The 25,463-nt window shown below is 32.9% G+C and carries 25 protein-coding genes and 1 tRNA gene; 16 read left to right on the plus strand and 10 right to left on the minus strand.

The features are described 5' to 3' along the window. Positions 1–4 precede the first annotated feature (4 nt). The 3 genes from K6T82_RS00120 to ribD all read right to left on the minus strand — a co-directional run bounded on the left by K6T82_RS00120 (position 5) and on the right by ribD (position 2,386). Positions 5–637 (minus strand): IMPACT family protein, encoded by a 633-nt coding sequence (locus K6T82_RS00120; protein WP_223704001.1) that lies wholly within the window; start codon positions 635–637, stop codon positions 5–7. Between the two features lie 110 nt (positions 638–747). Then, positions 748–1,347 carry an HAD family hydrolase gene (locus K6T82_RS00125; RefSeq protein WP_223704002.1) on the minus strand — a complete coding sequence of 200 codons (600 nt, stop codon included), beginning with the start codon at positions 1,345–1,347 and terminating at the stop codon, positions 748–750. Further along, positions 1,340–2,386 carry a bifunctional diaminohydroxyphosphoribosylaminopyrimidine deaminase/5-amino-6-(5-phosphoribosylamino)uracil reductase RibD gene (gene ribD / locus K6T82_RS00130; RefSeq protein WP_223704003.1) on the minus strand — a complete coding sequence of 349 codons (1,047 nt, stop codon included), beginning with the start codon at positions 2,384–2,386 and terminating at the stop codon, positions 1,340–1,342. Before ribD ends, K6T82_RS00125 begins: the two co-directional genes overlap by 8 nt. A gap of 129 nt (positions 2,387–2,515) precedes the next feature. Here ribD and K6T82_RS00135 point away from each other — a divergent pair, with 129 nt between their 5' ends. After that, positions 2,516–3,001 carry a GNAT family N-acetyltransferase gene (locus K6T82_RS00135; RefSeq protein WP_223704004.1) on the plus strand — a complete coding sequence of 162 codons (486 nt, stop codon included), beginning with the start codon at positions 2,516–2,518 and terminating at the stop codon, positions 2,999–3,001. 87 nt (positions 3,002–3,088) lie between these two features. Then, positions 3,089–3,943, plus strand: a complete 855-nt coding sequence (prmC, locus tag K6T82_RS00140) for a peptide chain release factor N(5)-glutamine methyltransferase (protein ID WP_223704005.1) — start codon at positions 3,089–3,091, stop codon at positions 3,941–3,943. Positions 3,944–4,027: 84 nt separating this feature from the next. On the opposite strand, the gene K6T82_RS00145 is transcribed toward prmC, so the two are convergent. After that, positions 4,028–5,272: an ABC transporter permease gene (locus K6T82_RS00145; RefSeq protein WP_223704006.1), complete on the minus strand. Its 1,245-nt coding sequence runs from the start codon at positions 5,270–5,272 to the stop codon at positions 4,028–4,030. A gap of 237 nt (positions 5,273–5,509) precedes the next feature. On the opposite strand from K6T82_RS00145, the gene hisS reads away from it, so the two are divergent. From hisS to K6T82_RS00210, 13 genes are all read left to right on the plus strand, one after another. After that, the gene (gene hisS, locus K6T82_RS00150; protein ID WP_223704007.1) at positions 5,510–6,934 is read left to right on the plus strand and encodes a histidine--tRNA ligase; all 1,425 of its coding nucleotides are present in this window, start codon (positions 5,510–5,512) and stop codon (positions 6,932–6,934) included. A 133-nt stretch (positions 6,935–7,067) separates the two neighbouring features. Beyond that, positions 7,068–7,138, plus strand: a tRNA-Trp gene (locus tag K6T82_RS00155). A gap of 327 nt (positions 7,139–7,465) precedes the next feature. Further along, positions 7,466–8,044 (plus strand): nucleotide exchange factor GrpE, encoded by a 579-nt coding sequence (locus K6T82_RS00160; protein WP_223704008.1) that lies wholly within the window; start codon positions 7,466–7,468, stop codon positions 8,042–8,044. Between the two features lie 74 nt (positions 8,045–8,118). Then, positions 8,119–9,228, plus strand: coding sequence for a molecular chaperone DnaJ (gene dnaJ, locus K6T82_RS00165; protein ID WP_255596511.1), 1,110 nt, complete (start codon positions 8,119–8,121; stop codon positions 9,226–9,228). Positions 9,229–9,385: 157 nt separating this feature from the next. Then, positions 9,386–10,330 (plus strand): ABC transporter ATP-binding protein, encoded by a 945-nt coding sequence (locus tag K6T82_RS00170; RefSeq protein WP_223704009.1) that lies wholly within the window; start codon positions 9,386–9,388, stop codon positions 10,328–10,330. 69 nt (positions 10,331–10,399) lie between these two features. Beyond that, positions 10,400–11,716, plus strand: a complete 1,317-nt coding sequence (locus K6T82_RS00175) for an ABC transporter permease (protein WP_223704010.1) — start codon at positions 10,400–10,402, stop codon at positions 11,714–11,716. 109 nt (positions 11,717–11,825) lie between these two features. Continuing rightward, entirely contained in the window at positions 11,826–12,989 is a 1,164-nt protein-coding gene (locus tag K6T82_RS00180; RefSeq protein ID WP_223704011.1) for a sigma-54-dependent transcriptional regulator, read from the plus strand. A gap of 141 nt (positions 12,990–13,130) precedes the next feature. After that, a complete protein-coding gene (locus K6T82_RS00185) occupies positions 13,131–13,790 on the plus strand; it encodes a DEAD/DEAH box helicase (RefSeq protein ID WP_223704012.1) in 660 nt (219 codons plus the stop codon). Positions 13,791–13,814: 24 nt separating this feature from the next. Further along, the gene (locus K6T82_RS00190; RefSeq protein WP_223704013.1) at positions 13,815–15,254 is read left to right on the plus strand and encodes a ligand-binding sensor domain-containing protein; all 1,440 of its coding nucleotides are present in this window, start codon (positions 13,815–13,817) and stop codon (positions 15,252–15,254) included. A gap of 8 nt (positions 15,255–15,262) precedes the next feature. Next, positions 15,263–16,078, plus strand: coding sequence for an alpha/beta hydrolase (locus K6T82_RS00195; protein ID WP_223704014.1), 816 nt, complete (start codon positions 15,263–15,265; stop codon positions 16,076–16,078). 81 nt (positions 16,079–16,159) lie between these two features. After that, positions 16,160–16,378, plus strand: a complete 219-nt coding sequence (locus tag K6T82_RS00200) for a putative signal transducing protein (RefSeq protein WP_223704015.1) — start codon at positions 16,160–16,162, stop codon at positions 16,376–16,378. A 120-nt stretch (positions 16,379–16,498) separates the two neighbouring features. Then, positions 16,499–17,302 (plus strand): Cof-type HAD-IIB family hydrolase, encoded by an 804-nt coding sequence (locus K6T82_RS00205; protein WP_223704016.1) that lies wholly within the window; start codon positions 16,499–16,501, stop codon positions 17,300–17,302. 7 nt (positions 17,303–17,309) lie between these two features. Beyond that, a complete protein-coding gene (locus tag K6T82_RS00210; RefSeq protein WP_223704017.1) occupies positions 17,310–17,840 on the plus strand; it encodes a GNAT family N-acetyltransferase in 531 nt (176 codons plus the stop codon). 79 nt (positions 17,841–17,919) lie between these two features. On the opposite strand, the gene K6T82_RS00215 is transcribed toward K6T82_RS00210, so the two are convergent. Beyond that, complete coding sequence (locus tag K6T82_RS00215) at positions 17,920–18,444, minus strand: hypothetical protein (protein WP_223704018.1); 525 nt, start codon at positions 18,442–18,444, stop codon at positions 17,920–17,922. Positions 18,445–18,930: 486 nt separating this feature from the next. Here K6T82_RS00215 and mtaB point away from each other — a divergent pair, with 486 nt between their 5' ends. Next, a complete protein-coding gene (gene mtaB / locus K6T82_RS00220; protein ID WP_223704019.1) occupies positions 18,931–20,265 on the plus strand; it encodes a tRNA (N(6)-L-threonylcarbamoyladenosine(37)-C(2))-methylthiotransferase MtaB in 1,335 nt (444 codons plus the stop codon). Between the two features lie 210 nt (positions 20,266–20,475). On the opposite strand, the gene K6T82_RS00225 is transcribed toward mtaB, so the two are convergent. From K6T82_RS00225 to K6T82_RS00245, 5 genes are all read right to left on the minus strand, one after another. Further along, on the minus strand, positions 20,476–20,991 hold the full coding sequence (locus K6T82_RS00225; protein WP_223704020.1) for a hypothetical protein: 516 nt from the start codon (positions 20,989–20,991) through the stop codon (positions 20,476–20,478). Positions 20,992–21,058: 67 nt separating this feature from the next. Continuing rightward, positions 21,059–21,775: a 3-ketoacyl-ACP reductase gene (locus K6T82_RS00230; protein ID WP_223704021.1), complete on the minus strand. Its 717-nt coding sequence runs from the start codon at positions 21,773–21,775 to the stop codon at positions 21,059–21,061. Between the two features lie 114 nt (positions 21,776–21,889). Next, a complete protein-coding gene (locus K6T82_RS00235; protein ID WP_223704022.1) occupies positions 21,890–22,477 on the minus strand; it encodes an LURP-one-related family protein in 588 nt (195 codons plus the stop codon). A gap of 33 nt (positions 22,478–22,510) precedes the next feature. Further along, positions 22,511–23,203, minus strand: a complete 693-nt coding sequence (locus K6T82_RS00240) for an SIMPL domain-containing protein (protein ID WP_223704023.1) — start codon at positions 23,201–23,203, stop codon at positions 22,511–22,513. Positions 23,204–23,240: 37 nt separating this feature from the next. Then, entirely contained in the window at positions 23,241–25,412 is a 2,172-nt protein-coding gene (locus tag K6T82_RS00245) for a VWA domain-containing protein (protein WP_223704024.1), read from the minus strand. Positions 25,413–25,463: the final 51 nt, after the last annotated feature.

A 25,463-nucleotide genomic window follows, 5' to 3' on the forward strand; every position in this document is an offset into this window, starting at 1 on the left:
TAATTTATACTAATTTAATATCAATTTCGAACATTAAATCAAAAATGCTGAACACGGTTTCGGCATTTTTTTTTCGCGTTTTTGTAATGATTTTTCCAATTGGGAGACCTGAAACCTCATCAATTTCCATTTCCTGAGAGATGATTTCTAGTTTTTTCTCCTTAATAACCCGCATTACTTTATTCATGTTTTTGTAATCAAAAGAGATTAAAAACGCTACATCAATTGTTTTTTCGACAATTTCGCAAACTTCCAAAGTCATTTGAGCAGTTGTTCGATAAGAAGAAATTAATCCTCCGACTCCTAATTTTACTCCACCAAAAATTCGGACTACCACAACTAAAACGTTCGTTAACCCGAAAGATTGTATCTGGCCATAAATTGGAGCACCGGCTGTATTGCTTGGTTCGCCGTCGTCGTTGGCGCGATACGAAATTTTATTTCCAACACCTATTTGATAGGCATAACAATAATGTACCGCATGAGGATGTTGCTTTTTTAAATCTTCAATAATGGGTTTTACTTCGTCTTCATGGTCTATCGGAAAAGCGTAACCAAAGAATTTACTGCCTTTTTCTTTAAACAGTATTTCTTCAGATGCAGATGCAATAGTTTGATAAGTATCGTTGATTTCCAAAAGCAGTAATCTTAATTGTAATTATTTTCAGCTACAGACTAAAAGGGCTTTAAAGGATTTCTTTTTTTTAAAATCTGTGTAAATCTATTAATCTGTAGCTTTTTGTTTTCTTAAAGTATGTTTTTTTTATAAAGATCAACCACATCTTCTTTTCCAACTTGAAGATTCCAAACTTTAATTCCTAAAGCTGCTGCACTATCTGTGTTTTCTGTTTTGTCATCAACAAATAATGTATTTGCAGGAATTAAATTATGTTCATCCAGTAAGGTTTGATAGATTTTAGGATCTGGTTTTCTGAGTCCCATATCAAATGAAAAATGAACTTTTTCAAAACAGTTATAGAAGTCCTGATAAAAAGAAGGATTGTTCTTCTCAAAAGTATTAATGTGAATAGAATCGGTATTGCTCAATAAAAACAAACGATATTTTTTAGATAGTTCCTGAAGAAATTCCAGACGATATTTTGGAAAATCGGCTAAAACGGCATTCCATGCTTTTAAAATTTCTTCTTTTGAAGTATTTGGAAGTCGTTTCTGAAAACCACCAATAAAATCTTCCGGAGATATAGATCCTGTTTCGAAAGAAAAATTTAATTGATCAAATTCAGAATTCCATTCCGTCATTCCTAATTTTTGTAAACCTGTAATTGTGGCAGCTTTATCTAAATTGATAAAAATATCTCCAAAGTCAAAAATTATAGCATCAATCATAATTTCTAAGTTGTATTAATTCGTCTGTTAGAATGTTGGTTTTAATTGTGTGTTTTTTAGAAATAAAGGGAGCTTTTGTTCCGTTTTCAAAATTTGCTTTTCCAATAAAAATTCGAGCTTCATCCCATATATTCTCATCTATAAAGGATTGTAAAGTTTGTCTTCCGCCTTCAATAATAATAGACTGAATTTGATTTTGATATAAAACATCCAAAATTTGTGGTATAATATTTTTTTCAAAATCAATAATTTCAAATTGAGTATTTTCTTTTGACGGTTTTTGTGTTTTAGAAAAAACAATCGTTTTTATAGTATTGTCAAAAATAAAACTGTTTTCCTCAATTCGATTATTTTGATCGATAACGACCCGTACAGGATTATTTCCGTCCCAATCTCTGGCATTTAATTTCGGATTGTCATCAACAACAGTTTGTGTTCCAACTAAAATTGCCTGCTCTTCTGTTCTCCATTTATGAACCAATTGTCGGGAGTATGGGTTGGTAATCCAAATTGGTTTACGTTCCTGGCCGGTTATTTTTTCAGGAGCTAAAAAGCCATCCAGACTTTCGGCCCATTTTAAAATAATATAAGGTCTCTTTTTTTTATGAAAGGTAAAAAAACGTTTATTTAGTTCGTTACATTGGTCTTCTAAAACGCCAACGGTAACATTTGCTCCAGCTTCAATTAATTTCAAAATCCCTTTTCCCGCTACTTTTTCATTCGGGTCAACCGTTCCGACAACTACGTTAGGAATTTTATTTGCAATAATTAAATCGCAGCAAGGCGGTGTTTTGCCAAAATGACTGCAAGGCTCTAGACTTACATATATAGTAGCTTTTTTTAGCAGTGATTTATCTTTTACGGAACGAACAGCATTGACTTCAGCATGTGGTTCTCCAGCTTTTTTGTGCCAGCCTTCGCCAATAATTTGATCTTCATAAACAATTACGCTTCCAACCATTGGGTTTGGATATGTTGTTCCAAGCCCATTTTGTGCCAGTTCGATACAGCGTTTTATGTATTTTTCATGTATATTCACGGTGCAAAAATAGTTAATTTTAAAGTTTTTGTCTAATGTTTGTTGTTAAGTTGTGAAACAATCCAAATAGTTGTAATACTATCAGAAAAGTATTTTTATTTTTGTGTAGATAAAGATGTAAAAGAAAAAATGGAAAATCGGATTATCAGGAAAATTAGAAAAGAAGACAATCAGGCTGTTGCAAGTTTAATAAGATCAGTTTTTGATGAGATGGAAATTCCTAAAGTCGGAACTGCCTACGAAGATCCTTACCTGGATTTAATGTTTGAAGAATATGGTAAACCAAAGTCGGCTTATTTTGTGGTGGAAAATGAAGGGGAAATTGTTGGATGTGCCGGGGTTGCACCTTTAGAAAATGGTGATCCGCAAATTTGTGAATTGCAGAAAATGTATTTTTTGCCCAAAACCAGAGGATTAGGAATCGGAACTGAAATGATGGAAAAATGCCTAGAACAGGGACGAGAATTTGGGTTTGAAAAATGTTATATAGAAACGATGCCTTTTATGCACGCTGCGCAAAAGTTGTATAAAAAATCAGGTTTTGAATATTTAGATAGACCACTAGGGTCAACTGGACATAGTTCGTGTCCGGTATGGATGTTGAAAGTTTTATAATTAAAGTTTGTAACAAATCTTTAGGATTAAGACTTATGGAGGATAAAATCAGTTTTGGGCTGACGAAATAATGTTCAAAAAATTAAAATGAAAATTAAACAATACCGCACTCAATTTATTAAAGAATTATCGCCTTTTTACGATGCGTACGAAGCGGAAAGTTTTTTTTATTTGATTTTGGAAGATAGACATAAACTTCGCCAGATTGATTTGGCTTTGAACCATGAATTGGCTTTTGAGGAAAACGATTTTGCCATGTGGGAAGAATTGGTAAATCATCTTAAAAATGAAGTTCCGATTCAGTATTTACTTGGAAAGACTCATTTTTATGGTTTGGATTTTGAAGTAAATGAAAATGTTCTGATTCCGAGACCTGAAACCGAAGAATTGGTGGAATGGATTATTAATGAAAATGCGTCTCAAGAAAAGTCAAAAAAAATAAAGATTCTAGATATTGGTACCGGAAGTGGTTGTATTGCTATTTCTTTGGCAAAAAATCTCCCAAATGCAGAAGTTTTCGGAATTGATGTTTCTAAAAAAGCAATTGAAACAGCCAAGAGAAATGCGGTAAGAAATAATGTTGACATGACTTTTATGTTTCTTGATATTTTACAAACGGAAGAATTTACATGTCAGTTTGATATTATTGTTTCTAATCCTCCTTATATTCGAAATCTAGAAAAAGTAGAAATCAAAAAAAATGTGCTGGACTACGAACCTCATTTGGCACTTTTTGTAGAAGATAACGATGCATTGATTTTTTATAGAAAAATAGCATCATTGGCAAAAGCAGGCCTTAAGAAAAATGGGAAATTATATTTCGAAATCAATCAATATCTTGGAAAAGAAATGATTGAGTTGCTTGAAAATATGGATTTTAAAAATATCGAACTCCGAAAAGATATTTACGACAACGATCGCATGTTGAAAGGGAATGTTTAGAGTTTTCAGTCTCAGTTTTCAGTCTCAGTCTCGGTCTTCAGTAACTAGATCGCTGAGACTGAGACTGAAAACTGAGACTAAAAATTATTCATAGCGCAAAGCTTCAATTGGATCTAGTTTTGAGGCTTTAATTGCTGGATACAGTCCAGATACCAATGCGACACAGAAACTTGTTGCAAAAGCGGCAAAAATTGCCATCCACGGAATCACAAAAGCAAAATTCATTACGCCTGCAAACGCAGCGCCGACCAGAATTCCCAGTACAATACCTACTAAACCGCCAATTTGTCCAATTAGTAAAGTTTCTATAAAAAACTGTACAGAAATAGTCGTTTTAGTTGCACCTAAAGCTTTTCTAACGCCAATTTCGCGAGTACGTTCAGTAACCGAAACAATCATTATATTCATTAAAGCGATTGAAGATCCTAAAATCGTGATAACACTGATAATCCATGCCGCCCATCCTAAGTATTGTGTAATTCCTAAAATACGATTTATTAAATCGTCACTTCTTCCAATTCCAAAATTGTTATCACGTACAGGACTCAATTTTCGAACCTTTCTCATCGTAATGGTCGCGTTGTCAACAGCTTCATCCAGAAGTTCCTTTTTGGCAACCATAACACTAATGGTGTAATTAATGTTTGGGGCCGTAAATAATGATCTTGCAACTTGAATCGGAATCAAAACTCTTAAATCCTGACTGTTTCCAAAAGTAGAACCTTTTTCTTTTAAAACACCAATTACTTTAAAACGCGCGCCGCGAATGGAAATTATTTTATCAATCGGATTGACATCTTTCAGTAGACCTTTTTCAAAGTCAGAACCTACAATGCAAGAATACGTATTGTTTTCAATGTCGAATTGATTAAATGAACGGCCTAAAGTAGTTTCTAAACCTGAGTTTGAAATAAAATGTTCATCAACTCCAACTATTTTGATTTCTGGATCTGTTTTACTGTCCAGATATTTAACTTCAGCTTTTGAAGTGGCTGTAAAAGACAGAGACGTTTCTGTAAAAGGATATTTGTATTTGTTTTTAAAAGCAACTGCTTCAGGGTAAGAAATAATCGGATTTATGATTTCACGTTCATTTCCACCACGATTTTTAAGGTTGTTTTCGTATTGATTGATGTTGAAAGTATTTGCTCCCATTGAAGCAAAATTGGTAGAAACAGTATTTTCAAGTGCAGTAACAACTGTCAAAATTCCAACCAAGGCCGTAATACCGATAGCAATAATTAAAACGGTAAGAATGGTACGCAGAAGTTGGGTTTTGATGGAACCAAACGCAATTCGGATATTTTCTTTAAGTAATTTTAGCATCATGACCAATTTGTCACGAAAATACGTTTTTTGTTACAAGTTTGTTTTCGAAGTGTTATTATTTATTTTAAAAAGTAAGATATTTGCAGACTTAATAAGTCGAAAGTTGGAAAGTTTTAAAGTCGAAAGCCAAAAGAACTAACAACCTAAAAAAATCTAGAAATAAATTAATATTATAAGATTTTTAGATAAAGATTGGAACAATCTAAAATCTAAAATCAGAAATCTAAAATAAAAAAGATGGCTTCAAAACCAAGTATTCCAAAAGGAACCAGAGATTTTTCACCTGCAGAGGTGTCAAAGCGTCAATATATTATTCAGACAATAAAAGCGAATTTCGAGAAATTTGGTTTTCAGCCAATCGAAACTCCTTCGTTTGAAAACTCAGATACTTTGATGGGGAAATATGGAGAAGAAGGAGATCGTTTGATTTTTAAAATTCTTAATTCTGGAAATTTTTTCTACAATAAAAGTAAAATTGAATTGCCAGCTTCAATTGAAGAATTACAACTTAATTCGGCTGAAAAAATCAGTTTAGAACAGAGAATTGAACTGAATAAATTCACGGGGAAAATTTCAGAAAAAGCGTTGCGTTACGATTTGACAGTTCCGTTTGCAAGATACGTGGTACAACACCAAAGCGAAATTGAATTTCCTTTCAAAAGATATCAAATCCAACCCGTTTGGAGAGCAGATAATCCACAAAAAGGACGTTTTAGAGAATTCTTTCAATGTGATGCCGATGTTGTAGGTTCAAAATCTCTTTGGCAGGAAGTTGAATTAGTTCAATTATACGATACTGTTTTTACCTCTTTAGGTTTAGAAGGCGTAACCATTAAAATTAATAATAGAAAAATTTTATCTGGAATTGCTGAAGTAATCGGCGCTTCAGATAAATTAATCGATTTTACCGTAGCGCTCGATAAATTGGATAAAATTGGAGAAGACGGCGTTAAAAAAGAAATGATCGAAAAAGGAATTGCTGAAGAAGCTTTGGTAAAAGTACAGCCACTATTTAGTTTTTCAGGAACTTTTTCAGATAAAATCAATCAGCTTTCAACATTATTGTCTTCTTCTGAAGAAGGAATGAAAGGTGTTGAAGAACTTAAATTTATCTGTGACAATGTTGCAGAATTAGGTCTTTCAACGGCGATTCTAGATTTAGATGTGACTCTGGCTCGTGGTTTAAATTATTACACCGGAGCTATTTTTGAAGTTGCAGCTCCAAAAACGGTTGCCATGGGATCTATCGGCGGTGGCGGAAGATACGACGATTTGACGGGTATTTTTGGTTTGAAAAATATGAGTGGTGTCGGAATTTCTTTTGGATTGGATAGAATCTATTTAGTTTTAGAAGAATTACAATTATTCCCAGAAACAGTTGCCGCAACTTCAAAAGCGATGTTTATTAATTATGGAGACAAAGAAGCGTTGTATGCTTCGAAAGCAATCCAGAAGTTAAGAAAAGAAAATATAAAAGTAGAATTATATCCTGACAATGTAAAAGTGGGGAAGCAATTTCAATATGCAGATAAACGACTTATTCCATTTGCAGTAATTGCTGGCGATCAGGAAATTGCGTCAAATACTTTTGCGCTTAAAAATTTAGTGACAGGAGAACAGGTTTCTGTTGATTTTGAAGGATTGAAGAATGCTTTGCTTTAAAAGCTAAAAAAAGTTTTTAAGCTATAGTTTTGATTTCTAATTAGATTCGTCTGTACTGATTTGAAACTTTAGAAATTGAATGCGAAATAGTTGCGGGTAAAGAAAAAAACCGTTTAATTTGCGACCTCAAGTTACGGGCGTAGTTCAAGGGTAGAATAGCGGTCTCCAAAACCGTTGATGGGGGTTCGAATCCCTCCGCCCGTGCAAAAAAGTCAAAAGGCTTTTGAGAAAATAAAAGAAAAAAGCAAAAAAAAAGCTTCGTCTCTATAGGCGAAGCTTTTTTTAATATAAGGTAAATTTGAATTAATAATTATTTTGAGGCCAAAGCCAACCCTTAAATTCAATTTTGGTGGTAATGATTTTTGTTTTACGCTATCAAAGATAAAATAACTATAACGTAATAGTCTTAAAATTGTATTAAATTTTTAAAGCCTAATTTTGGTTTTTAAAAGGCTCATAATTAATAAGGTGACAATTTGACATTTTATAAGATTTGGCAGTACTTTTGCAATCCAACAGAAAGAAATAAAAATGAAGTTTAAAAATATTTTTAAAAATAAAAGTAATATGACTACGGAAAATACAGAATTCGATCAGGAATTAGACGATGCAACGATAGAGACTAACGCTAATGGAGAGCAGTTAATTGTTGAAGAATTAAGTGTTGAGGAGCAATTAGCTCAAGACTTGGCTAAAGAAAAAGATAAGTTTTTGAGATTATTCGCCGAATTTGAAAATTACAAAAAAAGAACTTCAAAAGAGCGTCTTGAATTATTTAAAACAGCAAACCAAGAAGTTTTATTGGCAATGCTTCCAGTTTTAGATGATTTTGACAGAGCTGCGGTAGAAATTAACAAATCTGAAGACGAAAACCTTAAAAAAGGAGTGGAGTTGATTCATGAAAAACTAAAAAGTACTTTAGTTTCTAAAGGTTTAGAGCAAGTTGAAATTCAGGCAGGAGATGCTTTCAATGCAGATATCGCAGAAGCAATTACTCAAATTCCAGCTCCATCTGATAAGTTAAAAGGGAAAGTTGTTGATGTTATTGAAAAAGGATACAAATTAGGTGACAAAATTATTCGTTACCCTAAAGTTGTTGTTGGAAACTAAAATACAGTAAGGTTCAGGAATTCAGTTTTTTAAAATTGGAATTTGGAATTTTAGATTGGAATTTAATCTAGATTATGAAAAAAGATTTTTACGAAATACTAGGCATTTCAAAAAATGCTGATGCTGCTGAAATTAAAAAAGCATACAGAAAAAGTGCTTTAAAATACCACCCTGATAAAAATCCAGGCGACAAAGAGGCAGAAGAAAACTTCAAATTGGCAGCAGAAGCTTATGAAGTTTTAAGTGATCCGCAGAAAAAAGCGAAATACGATCAATATGGTCATCAAGCATTTGATGGTTCTGGCGGATTTGGCGGTGGTCATGGCGGTATGAATATGGATGACATTTTCAGCCAGTTTGGTGATATTTTCGGAGGCGGATTTGGAGGTTTCGGAGGCGGAGGCGGAGGTCCTCGCCGTGCTAAAGGAAGTAATCTTCGAATTAAAGTTAAATTGACTTTAGAAGAGATTGCAAATGGAGTGGAGAAAAAAGTAAAAGTAAAACGTAAAGTTCAAGCAAAAGGTGTTACGTATAAGACTTGTACGACTTGTAATGGTCAAGGACAAGTAATGCGTGTTACCAATACCATTTTAGGAAGAATGCAATCTGCGTCAACTTGTCCTACTTGTGGCGGTTCAGGTCAGATTTTAGATAAAAAACCTTCTGAGGCAGATTCACAAGGAATGGTTCAGGAAGATGAAACAGTATCAATCAAAATTCCTGCGGGAGTGGTTGACGGAATGCAGTTAAAAGTTTCTAATAAAGGAAACGATGCGCCAGGAAACAGTATTCCTGGAGATTTAATTGTTGCCATTGAAGAAATTGAGCACGAATTCCTGAAACGTGAAGGTGAAAACGTTCATTTCGATTTATACATCAGTTTTCCTGAGGCAGTTTTAGGAGCTTCAAAAGATATTGAAGCTATTAACGGAAAAGTACGTATTAAACTAGAAGAAGGAATCCAATCTGGAAAAATCTTAAGATTGAAAGGAAAAGGAATTCCAAGTTTAAATGGTTACGGAAGCGGAGATTTATTAGTTCACGTAAATGTTTGGACTCCAAAAACATTAAACAAAGAACAAAAACAATTCTTTGAAAACGCTCTAACTGACGAGCATTTTGCTCCAAGTCCAGAGAAATCGGAGAAATCATTCTTTGAAAAAGTAAAAGATATGTTTTCATAAAACAGAACTTTTTTTAAATAATATATTGAAAACCCATTCTAGCGTAAATTAGAATGGGTTTTTTGCGTTATATGACACAATTTTGCTTCGAATTATTTACTTTTACATTCGCTGAGCCGTTATAGGCGAAGTGACGCAGTAAATCCTTAAAAAAAACATGAGCAACTTACTTGAAGTACGTAACGTCGTAAAAAAATATGGCGATTATGTAGCGCTTAACGAAGTTTCATTAAATGTGCCGAAAGGTAGTATCTATGGACTTTTAGGTCCAAATGGAGCCGGAAAAACTTCCCTTATCAGAATCATAAACCAAATTACAATGCCCGATAGTGGCGAAATAATTTTGGATGGTGAAAAACTACAACCAAAACACGTACAGACTATCGGATATCTTCCGGAAGAAAGAGGTTTGTATAGTACTATGAAAGTGGGCGAGCAATGCTTGTATTTGGCTCAAATGAAAGGACTTTCTAAGGCCGAAGCCAAAAAACAACTGGATTATTGGTTTGATCGTTTAGGAATTCAGGGTTGGTGGAATAAAAAAATCCAAGAACTTTCTAAAGGAATGGCACAAAAAATTCAGTTTGTAGTTTGCGTACTGCATAAACCAAAACTTTTGATTTTGGATGAGCCTTTTTCAGGATTTGACCCCGTAAATGCAAATGTCATAAAAGACGAAATTTTAGCTTTGAAAGAACAAGGTTCGACGATTATTTTCTCGACACACAGAATGGAAAGTGTAGAAGAACTTTGCGAAAATATTGCTCTTATTCATAAATCAAATAAATTGATTGAAGGTAAAGTGAGTGATGTAAAACGCCAGTTTAGAACTCATAGTTTTGAAGTGGGAATTTTGACGAATAATGTAGAAGGTTTGATGTATGATATTACACAAAAATTCACTGTTTCACCTGCTAGTTTTAAATCTTTAAATGACGATTTGAAATTAAATATCGAAATTGGAAATGCATCGCCAAATGAGTTGCTTCATATTTTGACACAACGTGGACAAGTAACACATTTCGTGGAGAAAATTCCAAGCATAAACGATATTTTTATTCAAACTGTAACAGAAAACAAAAAATTAAATTCCAATAATTAAATTCCAAATTCCAAATTTTTGACGTCGAAGTTGGAATTTGGAATTTGTGATTTGAAATTTAAGATATAAATGAGTATAATTTCATTAATTATAAAAAGAGAATTTATTGCCAAAGTCCGCAATAAATCTTTTGTTGTCATGACTTTTTTGAGTCCGCTTTTGTTTGTAGCAATAGCCGTTTTTATTGGCTATTTGAGTTCAATGAAAGCTGAAACAAAATATATTGCAATTCATGATGAAACTGGACTTTTTGCTTCCGATTTTTTAAAAGAAAATAAAAAAGGAGCAGAGTTCAACTATCTTAATTTGTCTGAAGCCAATGTAAATGCTTTAAAAGACAGCATTACAAAAGAAAATTTCGATGGATTAATTCTAATTCCGAAAACGGAAAACGTTAACGATTTAAGTGGTAAAATAGAATTTATTTCAAATAATAGTCCAAGCATTTCTTTTATTGAAAATACTCAGGATGTTATTGCTTCAAAGATTACAAAGATAAATCTTGAAAAACTAAAGTTAGATACTTTGGCCATTCAGAAAGCACAATCAAATGTAAATATTCATTTAGTTAAAGCTTCTGGGGAAGAAAGTTTGAAAGGTTTAAACGAAATTAAAATCGGAATTGGCGGCGCATTCGGTTACTTGATTATGATGTTTATTATCATTTACGGAAACATGGTAATGCGAAGCGTAATCGAGGAAAAAACAAACCGAATTATCGAAATCATTATTTCATCTGTAAAACCATTTCAATTGATGATTGGAAAAATTATAGGAACTTCATTGGCAGGAATTCTACAATTTATGATTTGGGCGATTATTGGTTTAGGATTAATGTTTGCAGCTTCGGCATTTTTTGGTGTGAATGTTGGGCCAGGAACAAACATTCCTCCAGCAATGGCTCAATCGATGCAGCAGGATTTTTCAGGTATAGTACAAATGGGACTTAAAGAAGCATGGAATCTACCAATTGCCAGCATTCTAATTGGTTTTGTAATTTATTTTATCGGAGGATATTTTCTGTACAGTTCATTTTATGCCGCAATTGGAGCCGCAGTCGATAATCAAACAGATTCACAGCAATTTTTGTTGCCAATCATAATGCCGCTTATTCTAAGTGTTTATATTGGATTTTTTACTGTCGTAAATGATCCACACGGAACTGTTGCAGTTGCTTTTTCAATGATTCCGTTGACATCGCCAATCGTAATGTTAATGCGTATTCCGTTTGGAGTGCCGTGGTGGCAAATTGCAATTTCGGTATCATTATTGTTTGCTACATTTTTCCTTGTAGTTTGGTTCGCAGCCAAAATTTACCGAGTAGGTATTTTAATGTACGGCAAAAAACCAACGTGGAAGGAATTGTATAAGTGGCTTAAATATTAATTTTTTTGAAGCTGCTAAGTGGCTAAGATTCTGAGATGCTAAGTTTTTTAGCCATCAAAAGAAAAACTTAGAAACTTAGCATCTTAGAATCTCAGAAACTTAAAAAAGAATGAGTAAAATACTAATTATCGAAGACGAAGCAGCGATCAGAAGAGTTTTGGTAAAAATATTATCAGAAGAAAATGATTCGTATCAGGTTGATGAAGCGGAAGATGGCGTTGCGGGACTTGAAAAAATAAAAAATAACGATTACGATTTGGTTTTGTGCGATATCAAAATGCCAAAAATGGACGGTGTTGAGGTTTTAGAAGAAGTGAAAAAAATAAAGCCAGAAATTCCGATGGTGATGATTTCGGGTCATGGTGATATGGAAACAGCAATTCATACGATGCGTTTGGGTGCTTTTGATTATATTTCTAAACCGCCAGATTTAAATCGTTTATTGAATACCGTTCGTAATGCTTTGGATAAAAAGCAATTAGTTGTTGAGAATAAAATTCTAAAGAAAAAAGTCAGCAAGAATTACGAAATGATTGGAGACAGCGAATCAATTAATCATATTAAATTAATGATTGATAAAGTAGCTCCAACCGAAGCCAGAGTTTTAGTTACAGGTCCAAACGGAACAGGAAAAGAATTGGTAGCGCATCAATTACATGAAAAAAGCGAACGTGCAGGTTTTCCTCTAATTGAAGTAAACTGCGCAGCGATTCCAAGCGAATTGATTGAAAGCGAATTGTTCGGGCACGTAAAAGGCGCTTTTACATCTGCAGTTAAAGATCGTGCAGGAAAATTCGAAGCGGCAGATAAAGGAACTATTTTCTTAGATGAAATTGGAGACATGAGTCTTTCGGCGCAAGCCAAAGTTTTACGAGCTTTACAAGAAAGTATGATTACAAGAGTTGGAGCCGATAAAGACATTAAAGTTGATGTTCGTGTTGTAGCTGCAACAAATAAAGATCTGAAAACAGAAATTGCCGAAGGTCGTTTCCGTGAAGATTTATACCATCGTCTGGCTGTAATTTTAATCAAAGTACCGCCATTGAATGAAAGAAGAGATGATATTCCAGCGTTAATTAAACACTTTGCAGAAAAAATTGCTTCAGAACAAGGGAATGCTGTCAAAGTATTTTCAGCGCAAGCGATACAATTATTGCAGGAATACGATTGGACAGGAAATATTCGTGAACTTCGTAATGTAGTTGAAAGATTGATTATTTTGGGAGGAAACGAAATATCTGAAACAGATGTAAAGCTGTTTGCAAGTAAATAGATGCTGCGCGCTTTAGGCTATAAGCTTTAAGTAATGAGCTTTTAAAAAATCCTATAGCATATTGCCTAAATCTTACAGCATTTGAAAATATGAATAATTTTTGCTTATAGCGTAAAGCTTAAAGCTTAAAGCTAAATTGAAATGAAACTAAAAAAAATAAACGAGAAATTACAAGACGCCTTAATTGAAAACGGTTTAACAGAAGCAAATGCTTTACAGCTTGAAACTTTTTCAACCATAAAAAGTGGTGCCGATTGTGTCATTATTTCTCCAAAGGGAAGTGGAAAAACAACAACGATTGTTTTAAATGTAATTCAGCAATTGGCTGGTCAAACAGAAGAATCACCTCGTGCTTTAATCATTGTTGAAGATAAAGCGAAAGTGCTGGAAATGGTTGATCTTTTTGAGAAGTATGGAAAATATACCAACTTAGAGGTTTACGGTGTGAATGAGAAAGGCGATATGGATTACGATAAAAACTACGTTTCTACAGGAATCGATGTTTTAATTGGTACTCCAACCAAATTAAACGATATGTTTAGTACGGCAGGTTACAATGTAAACCGTCTTAAAATGTTTATTTTGGATGATGCAGATCCGATTTTGAAATTACGTCATGAACCTAAAATTATGCGTATTTCTAATAGTATTGCCAAAACACAGCGAATCATTTTTGCTGAGACACTGACAGAACGCATTGAAATTTTGGCAGACAAAATGCTAATTGAACCGTATTTGTTTGATATGGATGAAGAAGGCGAAGAGCTTTACGAAGAAGAAGAGGATATTGAAGAAGAATAAAAATCTGAAAATCATATTTTACAAATGATGAAAAAAATACTTTTGATTGCTTTGCTTGTTTTTTTGTATAATTCAACATATTCTCAAAACTTATATCCTGAAAAATATGAAAATTGTCATTTGTCTAATTTTTGTCTTGATTGTGGAGATACTAAAGCAAATCCGCCTAAGACATTTTTAGATGAATTGAAGAATAATTTAGACAAGAAAAAATTAAGTGAAATAAAAGGTATTATAGAGGTTCAAATTTTAATTGATGAAAATGGTAAATCATGTTTATTGAGTTCAGTCAATAAAACTAATGTTTCATCCAAAAAAATAAATTTGCAAAAGGCAATCAACAATATGTCTTTTTGGGAACCTGCTATTTCTAAAAATAAACCTCAAAATAGTTCAGTTTCTTTGATTTTTGAATTTGAAAATGGAATTGTTTCTGCAAAAAGAAGAGTGTTTGATTTTAAAAATCAAGGAAACATGAAATCTGTCGGAAATCCTGAAGTCAAAGGAAGTGATAAAAATAATCTTTCAGTAAAGTGGGGTGTTTTTACACAACAAAACTCAGAACTGCCTTGGGATATGACAAGAGCAATTAGTAAGGATCTGGATGATAATATCTGGATTGGAACTGATAATGGAATTGTTAAAATTGAAAATGGCAAATGGCATCATTTCAATTCGAAAAATACAACACTTCCGGGGCCACCTTATAACAAGGATCGGACACAATCGGTGAGGAATTTAGAAGTTGATAAAAAAAACAATAAATGGTTTCTAATCGGTTGGGATGCGTATAAATATGATAATAATACGTGGACTAAATATGATTCTGTAAACTCTCCTATTAACTGGGCAAGGGAAATTTTTGTTGATCATTCCAATAATGTTTGGTTTACTTCCTGGAGAGGTGTTTCAAAATTTAATGGTAAAGACTGGACAGTAATCAATAAACAAAATTCGAATCTTCCAAGTGATAAAATATTAGGGGTTTATGTTGATAAGAAAGATCAAATTTGGATTGGCTCTTCAGAGGGAAATGTTATAATTGAAAATGGAAAGACCAAATTATTAAACGATAAGAATTCTCCATTATCAAAAGCATTTATTTCAAAAATGTACGAAGACCAGAAAGGGAATCTTTGGTTTAGTTTATATAATGATAAATCAGACGATGCTGGAATGTATGTCTTAAATACTGTTGGGAAATGGACAAAAATTGAACATCCTAATTCTAAAATGTTTAGTGAACATACTATTAATGATTTTTACTTGGATGAAGATGGCAATTCTTTGTGGCTAACGCTGAATGCGGTTGGAGTTCTGAAATATGATTTAGGTACTAAAAAATGGGAAGTTTATACTAACGAAAATTCGAATGTACCAAGCATTCATTGTGAAAGAATAACAAAAGATAAAAACGGTTCTATTTGGATTGCAACTTATGCAGGTGTTATAAAAACAGAATAAAATAATTTATGGAAATTTTAAAAACACTTAAATTCTTGTCAATTGTGCTTTTGTGCTTTTTTCTAGTTATTTATGTTTTAATGATTTCCTATTTTTATTTCAATCAGGTTGAATTGGTTTTTCATGCGTCAAGACTTCCGAAGGATTTTAAATTCGATTACCAGCAAAAGTTTGAAGAAATAAATATTCCTTCTTTCGATGGTAATAACCTTAATGGATTGTTGTTTAAAGCAGAAAATTCTAAAGGGTTGGTTTTTTATCTTCATGGAAATGCTGGAACACTTGAAACTTGGGGTAAAATTGCCAAAATATACACTTCGTTAGATTACGATATTTTTATTTTAGATTATAGAAGCTTTGGAAAAAGTGAAGGCGAAATTGAAAATGAAGAGCAATTAAGCAAAGATATTTCGATCGTTTACAAAACAATTGCTAAAAGATATTCTGAAGACAAAATTGTTATAGCAGGCTATTCCATTGGTTCTGGTTTTGCAACAAAATTGGCTTTAGAAAATAAACCTAAAGCACTAATTCTTCAGGCACCTTATTACAATTTTTTAGAATTGTCAACTTCAAAAGCGCCATTTTTTCCTGACTTTATGAAAAAGTTTAGCTTGGAAACAAATCTATATCTTCCGCAAATAAAAGCGCCAGTTTATATCTTTCATGGAACAGATGATCAGTTAATTCCTTGTGAAAATTCGATTAGATTGAAAAAGCTTTTGAAATCTAATGCGTATTTTTATCCTTTGAAAAATCAGGGACATATTGGGATGAATGAGAATGATGACTTTCAAAAACAATTAAAAAGAATATTAGAATAAATTATAAGTCGCAGTCTCAGTTTTCAGCATGTAAACTGTAAACCACGACTGCGACTGAAAACTTTAAAAAAATAGATTAACATGGGATTAATGAAAGTGTTTTCAGGAAGTGAGGTTTTAGCAATTGCTTTGCAAGAAAGATTAGAAGAAGCAGGAGTAGAAACAGTAAAAAAAGATAATATTCAATCGGCTCGTTTGGGAGGTTTTGGTCAAACAGATTTGGCAATTGAAATATTTATTCAAGAAACAGATTTTGCAAAAGCAAACCCAGTTATCGAAGAATTTAGAATGAGCCTTTAAAAAAAGTGTTCAGTATTCAGTCTCAGTTTACAGTCTTAATGCTGTAAACTGAGACTGAGACTGAGACTGAAAACTGCGACTGAAAACTGCGACTAAATACCGCGACTGAAAACTAAAAATATGCAATACAAAATGTTAGTGCTCGACATGGATGATACTTTGTTGAGAGATGATCATGCAATTTCAGATTTAAATAAAAAAGCAATTCTAGAAGCGCAGGCAAAAGGCGTTTATGTTGTTTTGGCTTCTGGACGACCGACCATTGCCATGATAGAATATGCCAAAGAATTGCAACTCGATGTAAACGATTCCTATATTATTTCGTTTAACGGAGCTATAATTACCAAAGTGAAAGAAAATCTAGATTTTTTTGAGCAAAAACTGACTGTAGAACAAATTCACGATTTGTACGATTACAGCGTTAAAATGAATACGGATATCATTACGTATTTAGATAACGAAATTATCAGCGAGACAGACTCTGAGTATATCGAAGTAGAAAAAGAAATTACGAAAATGGTACATCGTAAAGTGGCTAATTTTAAAGAATATGTAAATCGACCATCTGTAAAATGTATTTTATTGCAAAATCCCGACTATTTAAAAACTGTCGAAGAAGATTTAAAAGCAACTATGCCGCATTTGAGTGTAGCTATGTCTAAACCATTTTTCTTAGAAGCAGCGCAGCAAGGAATTGATAAAGCAGCGAGTTTAAGTCTTCTGGCTGAAAAGCTAGGGATTCATCAAAATGAAATTATCGCGGTTGGAAATGCAGGAAATGACTTGACAATGATTCAATATGCTGGATTAGGCGTCTGGGTTAATAATGTAACTCCCGAATTGCGTGATAAAGCCGATGTAATCGTAGCTTCAAATAATAATGATGGCGTTGCTGAAGTTATTACTCGATATATTTTAAACTAAATTAAAAATGAAAAATCCAATTGAAACAGAGCGTTTGCTTTTAAGAGAATTAGAACTTTCTGATGCAGAAGGAATGTTCGAATTGGATTCTAACCCGAATGTGCATTTGTTTGTTGGGAATAGGCCAGTAAAACATATTGAAGAAAGTATTGAATATATCAAATTTGTTCAAAAACAATATAAAGACTTTGGTATTGGTCGTTGGGCGGTCATTCTTAAAGAAACCAACGAATTTATTGGCTGGTCAGGAATAAAATACATCACAGACGAAATCAATAATCATAAAAACTTTTACGAGTTAGGATATCGTTTCATCGAAAAACATTGGGGAAAAGGTTATGCCACTGAAGCAGGAAAAGCTTTTATTGATTACGCTTTTAAAGAAATGAAAGTAGAAACACTTTATGCCTATGCAGATGCGGGAAATGAAGGTTCTAGAAAGATTTTGGAGAAATTAGGCTTTCACTTTGTAAATTCTTTCGAATACAATGAAGAACTGGAAGTTTGGTATGAACTTAAAAATCCAAACTTGATATAAAAAACGAATTCCAAATCTTTACATACTTAAAAAGTCAGTAAAGATTTGGAATCAATTAAAGAATAAAATTCTTGAAATATTATTTTTTAGCTACAGAAACAAAATATTTATTTCCGTCACCCATTGTTAATTTTACACGTTCGTCGCAAAGATCGATTGCAAAATTTGCACTTTCGTAACAGCTGCAAGTTGTGTTTTTGTCTTTAGACATTTCTGTTTTACAGTTGTTGTTTTTGAAAGTTGTTAATTGAGGAGTGTATAAACTAACTAAATCTGTAGAAGCAGTTACCAAAGAAATGATACTAGCCGAATTGTTATTCGTAATTCTGTATACAATTCTGTCTGTATAGTTTACTTCGTTTACAGTTACTTTACGAATGTATGTGTAAGCTGTAGATCCTTCCCCTGGTTCTTTTACTTCAAACTTAAACCCAACAGCACGAATAGCAACATCAAATTGTTGTTGTGAGTTAAAGCTCGCCCAAGTTGTCAATGTACTGATAGTAGGAAATGGATTTGCATTGGCAGCTGGAGCGTTAGTTTGCGCTTGCGAACTAAAAAGGGTTAAGAACATCAAGCAGATCGTGGGTAAAAATGCTTTCATAAAGCGTGGTATTTGTAATTTAATTTTGCCTACTCTCTTTGGTTTTCGGCTTTCCCATTTCATTTTGTAACACAAAACAACAACATAACGACTAAAATTCAAAATTGTTATGTTCGAATTATTATTAAATTAATTAAAGCTTCCTAAAATTCTCAAATAACAATTTATTTTACCAAAGTAACATAACAAAGGTAAATGTAAGAAATTTTGAATTTAAAACATTAAAAAATGTATTTAATCGGTAAAAAATGCATTTAATCGATTATTTTGTCATTTAATTCTTATTGAAACGTTAAAAAAGTGACTTGCAGGATGTATTTTTGGTAGGTATTTGAAAGTTAAAAAATATGTTTTTGATATTTTAAAATTTACATTAACGCAAAATATTGATTCGAAGTAAATTAATCGCTTTCTTTTAATGAATATTGTTCGTAAATTTGCAGCCTTAAATTTTTTGACAACGATTTCATTAATTTAAGACAGATTATGGAAAATAGAAAGAAAGTTGCCTTTTATACGCTGGGTTGTAAACTGAATTTTTCAGAGACTTCTACAATTGCCAGAAATTTTAATGACGAAGGTTTTGATCGCGTCGATTTTGAAGAAATAGCAGATATTTATGTTATCAATACTTGCTCTGTAACCGAAAATGCAGATAAGCAGTTTAAGCAGGTAGTAAAGAAAGCAATGAAGCTAAATGAAAAAGCTTTTGTTGCTGCTGTTGGTTGTTATGCACAATTAAAACCAGAAGAATTGGCGTCTGTTGATGGAGTTGATTTGGTTTTGGGAGCAACAGAAAAATTCAAAATCACAGACTATATCCATGATTTGAGCAAAAACGATATGGGTGAAGTGCATTCGTGCGAAATTGCCGAAGCCGATTTTTACGTAGGAAGTTATTCTATCGGAGATCGTACAAGAGCCTTTTTGAAAGTACAAGATGGTTGCGATTATAAATGTACGTATTGTACAATTCCGTTGGCGAGAGGTATTTCTAGAAGTGATGCATTGGAAAATGTATTAAAAAATGCCAAAGAAATCTCAGCTCAAAATATCCGCGAAATTGTTTTAACGGGTGTTAATATCGGAGATTACGGAAAAGGGGAGTTCGGAAACAAAAAACACGAACATACTTTTCTAGATTTAGTTCAAGCTTTGGATAAAGTAGAAGGAATTGAACGTTTACGAATTTCTTCGATTGAACCGAATTTGTTGAAAAACGAAACTATCGAATTCGTTTCTAAAAGCCGCACTTTTGTACCGCATTTTCATATTCCGTTACAGTCTGGAAGCAATGATATCTTAAAATTAATGAAGCGTCGTTATTTGCGTGAAGTTTATATTGATCGTGTAAACAAAATTCGCGAAGTAATGCCTCATGCGTGTATTGGTGTTGACGTAATCGTTGGTTTCCCTGGAGAAACAGACGAACACTTTTTAGAAACATATCATTTCTTAAATGATTTAGATATATCTTATTTACACGTTTTTACGTATTCAGAAAGAGATAATACAGAAGCGGTAGATATGCCTGGAGTTGTTCCTTCAAATGTAAGAGCAAAACGTAGCAAAATGCTTCGTGGTTTATCGGTTAAAAAACGTCGTGCTTTTTACGAGAGCCAATTAGGAACCAACAGAACGGTTCTTTTTGAAGGAGAAAATAAAGAAGGTTATATTCACGGATTTACAGAAAACTACGTAAAAGTAAAAACACCTTGGAATCCGGAATTGGTAAATACATTGCAAGAAATCAACTTAACCAAAATCGACGAAGATGGAAGTGTTCGTTTGGAATTTTTGAATAAGCTTGCTGAGGTTTAAAAAATATAGATTTTCAGAACTTTGTCAAAGTTTCAAACTTTGACAAAGTTGACAAACAAAAAATATACACAAAGTATTGTCATTCTGAGGAACGAAGAATCACAATCGGGACTCTATAAAGATTGGCAATTATAGCATACGGAATTACTAATGTGATTCTTCGTTCCTCAGAATGACAAAACAAAAAAGCCTCTTTTTAAGAGGCTTTTTTTATAACAATTTCTGATCTTCAGAAACCACCAATTTCAAAGAATTAATATAATCCGTATCAAATTCAATCACTCGAATTTTTTCTGGATTAAAACTCAATTCACCTCCAAATTGTCCGCGTATGTCTATAAAATCAATTGTCAGTTCTTCATCATTCAATTCGATTAATTTTCCTAAATAAGCAGATTTTGAAGATTTTTTTGCAATTTGAAAAATACCATATTTTTCAGAAAGAAAACTGATAATTGAAGCTAAATCTTTAATCGGAATAATGTCTTCAGAATTTATTTTTAAACCTTTCATTCGGATTACTTTTTCTGTAAAAGCCAAATCTTGATCTCGGTTTACTGCTTCAATATTTTTATTTCTTAGAATAACAAAACCATCCAAAACAAAATCTACGGGATTGTTTCGAAGTAAAATCCAATCATCAGAATAATCAATTAAAAAGCCTGAAAAAATCTGCTTTTTGTCCTGAAATTCTATTTCGACCAATTGTCTTAAATATTGTTCCATTTTACAATTTTTGTGAGTTTAGATCTTTGTCAAAGTTTTAAACTTTGACAAAGATTATAAAGATGTTTTAAGGATTAGTAGACCAAATACTGCTGTTTTTAATAAACACTCTTCGGTTTAATTTTAACTGTGCAATGATCAAATCTGCCATATCTTCAGATTGCATAACTTTCTCTGGGTTTCCGTCAGTCAGATTTAAATCTTTTGCCATGTCAGTTGCAACCGTACTTGGAGTTAACGCTGTAACACGAATATTGTGTTTACGCATTTCCTGCATCAACGAGTCGGTTAAACCTAAAACCGCAAATTTAGACGCACTGTAAGCACTTGTCAAAGCATTTCCATTTAATCCAGCAGTCGAAGAAATGTTGATGATATCTCCAGATTGTCTTTCGATCATGCTTGGAATAATGGCTCGTGTTGTAAAATACGTTCCCATTAAATTTACCTGAATGATTCTTTCCCAGGCTTCTGGCTCTAATTCTAAGAATTTTCCAAAAGAGGCAATTCCGGCGCTGTTGATCAAAATATCGATATGTTTAAATTCGGCCAACGCTTTTTCTGCCGCTTTATTGATTGAATCAATATCAGAAACGTCTGCCGCTAATGCCAACGCTTTTACACCTAAATTAGAAGCTTCGTCAGCCAATTGTTCAATATCTTTTTGAGTTCTTGAAACCAAAATTAGATTTACGCCTTCTTTAGCCAAAGCAATGGCAACAGCTTTTCCAATTCCTTTTCCTGCGCCCGTAATAAAGGCGTTTTTATTTTTTAAGTCGGTCATGATTGTAATTTTATAAAATGCAGAAAGCATCATTTAAGACTTACAAAAATAAGCTTTTGCAAACTAAAATGATGCTTTAAAAAGTATTCTTAATCTAAGTTTAACAACTTTAGATTATTCTTTCAGAACCATGTCAATACACATTACAGCTCCTAAAATTAATTGTCTCAACGGACTGTCGGAAGCAACTGTATCTTCAATTTGAAGAACGTAATTGTCGGCACTCGTGAAAAACTCTTTTCCTAATCCTGCCCATTTTTTACTTACTTGAGCCAACTGTCTGTTTTCGTGAGAGAATTTAAAATCCCAGCCTGTCCATTTTCCTTGAAGCGTTGCAACTGGTTTTTCATTTTTGTCCAGAATATCAAATTTTCCTCCAATAGAAAAGAATTTTTGTTTGAATGTTCCAACCAAACGATCTTTTTCGTCCAATACTTCTACAGTTGATCTGAAAATCGCAACACCTCTTCGTACTGTAATTAATTTTTCGCCAGAAGCGGTTGTAATTTCGATATTAAATGGAGTCGCTCTTTTATAATCGGTAAAGCGAAGTATTTTAGTGAAAAAACCAAGATTGTTTTCTCGGCAGTTCATGATGATTTGATTGCTTTCTGGATTGTAAATGTCGTAATTGTTTGCGGCTTTAAACATTCCAACATGTTCTTTTACTAAAAATAGATTTTGGCTTAAAATAGGATTCATGAATTTTGCGTGTAATTATTTGAGTTTATTAAATTATTCTATGAGAAATTTAGCTTTCACAATACTTGTTATTTTTATCTTTTCAAATTCAATATTAGGTTCTTCAGGAGTACTTTCGGCTTCATATCTGTTTATGTTGCGACTAATTATCCTTGCATAAGTATTGTTTGTTTCGTCGTCATAACTAGTAATTTCCTGAACATTGCCAACTTTCTGATTTAATGCTTTTGTAAAACTTTCTGCCCTTTGTTTCGCATCTAAAATTGCTTTTGCATTAAGTGAAAATACAATTTTCTTTTTATCTGTATTTTCAATTTTTTCAATTCGTACATTCGAAACTCCGATTTTTTCTAATCCAACAAAGACTTTTGAAGTTTCGATTGCATTTTTAACTATGATGGAATACGATTTTGATTTAAAGATATCATTTTGTTTTAGTAGATAATTTTTAAAATTACTGGACATATCATTCACAGTAACATCTTTTTCGATATTGATTCCGATTTCCTTTAATTTTGAAAGCATTTCTTTCTCCAGATCTTCTACTGATTTTTTTCCTTTGGAATCTTTTTCACTTAGTAAAACATTAATCCAGATTTTATTAGGAACTACCAATGTATCTGCTTGACCAGAAACTTCTATAAAAGGTTTATCAATTGAATTTTTAGTTTGGGAAAAAGAATTTACAGTTGCAAATGCTAATAACGCGAATAGTAGTTGTTTCATTGTTTTAAATTGATTTTCAAATGTAATAAAATTTTGATTAATTGTACTGTTTAGAAGTTTCAACCAAACGAATAAACTCTGCCTTATAACCGTCGACATCATTTGAATTTCCTTGTTTTGCCAATTTTACAATTTCTTCAGAAGATTTGTCAGCGATTAATTTTGAAGCTCTCAATTTCAATCCAAACCAAGCAACGGCAGAACTAAATTTCATATCATCACTCGCTTTTTCTAAAGCAACCGATTTGTTTTCTATAACTTGAACCATTTCGATGCTTTTTTCTCCGTCAGGTTTTTTATAACGGAATTTGATTGTTGCCAATTCATTACTATAATTGTTTGAAGCAGTTTCTGTTTTGGTGTATTTTAAAGCATCTGGTTGTTCTGCTAAATAATTGCTTTTTACACCAGCTGGAATAATTTCGTACAAAGCCGTTACAGTATGATTACTTCCTAATTCGCCCGCATCAATTGCATCGTTTTTAAAATCTTCTGGACGCAATTTTCTGTTTTCATAACCAATCAAACGATAAGACTGAACTTGTTTTGGATTAAATTCAATCTGGATTTTTACATCTTTTGCAATAGCAAACATAGAACCTTTGAATTCTTTTCCTAAAAAACGATTTGCTTCCTGAATATTGTCGATATAAGCATAATTTCCGTTTCCTTTATCAGCCAAGATTTCCATTTTGCTGTCTTTGTAATTTCCCATTCCATAACCTAGACAAGTCAAGAAAACGCCTGTTTTTCTTTTTTCTTCGATTAATTTTTCCATATCATTATTCGAAGAACTTCCCACGTTGAAATCTCCGTCAGTCGCTAGAATTACGCGATTGTTTCCTCCTTTGATGAAATTTTCTGTAGCAGTTTTATAAGCCAATTCAATTCCTGCGCCGCCTGCAGTGCTTCCTCCAGATTGCAATTTGTCTAAGGCATCAATAATTGTCTTTTTCTCATCTCCAGAAGTTGGCGGTAAAACCATTCCTGCAGCGCCAGCATAAACAACAATGGCGACTTTGTCTTTTGCTCTTAATTCATTCACCAAAATCTTCATAGATTGTTTTAATAAAGGCAATTTGTTCATGTCGCCCATTGAACCCGAAACGTCAATTAAGAAAACAAGATTAGAAGCAGGTAAATCGTTTGTTGGAATGTTTTTTCCCTGTAAACCAATTTTAAGAATTTTATTGTTTGAATTCCAAGGCGAATCGCTCACTTCCGTATTTATAGAAAACGGATGTTCATTTTTTGGTTGCGGATAAGTGTATTTGAAAAAATTAACCATTTCTTCGACACGAACTGCATCTTTTGGAACTTGTTGTCCGTTGTTTAAAAAACGTCTGATATTCGTATAAGAAGCATTGTCAACATCAATAGAAAAAGTAGAAAGTGGTGCTGTTTTCGGACTTTCGAAAGCATTTTCTACAAAAGTGTCATAATCTTCTTGTGTTGGTTCATTCGGAATTGGAAGAATATTTAATTTTTTGTCCAGTTCTTTTTCGGTAAGATTTTTATAAATTTCATTTTTGGTTGAAATTACAACTACACCATTTGGATTGTTAACAAAAGTATTGTTTTGATCTTTTAAAACATGTACATCTTTAATGTCATTTGGGTTGATTTTTGCAATTTGATGTGCTTTAGCCACAACGCCATCCACAATATAGGAAGGTTCGTTTTTTGAAGAAATTGAGGAAGATTCTTTTGGCATCTGAAAATTTGAATTTGATAGATATCCAACATTATTTTGAACTTGAATTCCTGCAACTTTTCCTTGCATTGCAACTGGAGAAGCTTGTTTCGCTTCTTTTTTTTCTCTTCTTCTTTCAGCACGTTCGTAACTTCTGGAATTATAATCGGAAGTACTTTCACTTTGTCCATAACCAATAACTACAACTTCGCTTAAAGTTTGGTTGTATGCTTTAAGTCGTATATTAATGGTATTTGAGTTTTGAACTTTTTGCTTTTGCGTTTCATATCCAATAAAGCTGAAAACTAGCATATCTCCTGGTTTTGCCTGGATGCTATATTTTCCGTCGAAATCAGTTGCAGTGCCTGTTTTTGAAGTCTGATTAAAGATGTTTACCCCTGGAATAGGCTGTTTGTAGTCATCTGAAATAATTCCAGAAATAGTTCTTTCTTGTGCCATACTTACGAAACATATAAGCATAGCAATAGCTGATGAAATAAGTTTTAAACTTTTCATGATAATAAGTTTTAGAATTAATGTTGAGATTTAACTTTGTCAAAGCTGCAG

The organism is Flavobacterium potami, assembly GCF_020026915.1.
Lineage (GTDB): Bacteria > Bacteroidota > Bacteroidia > Flavobacteriales > Flavobacteriaceae > Flavobacterium > Flavobacterium potami.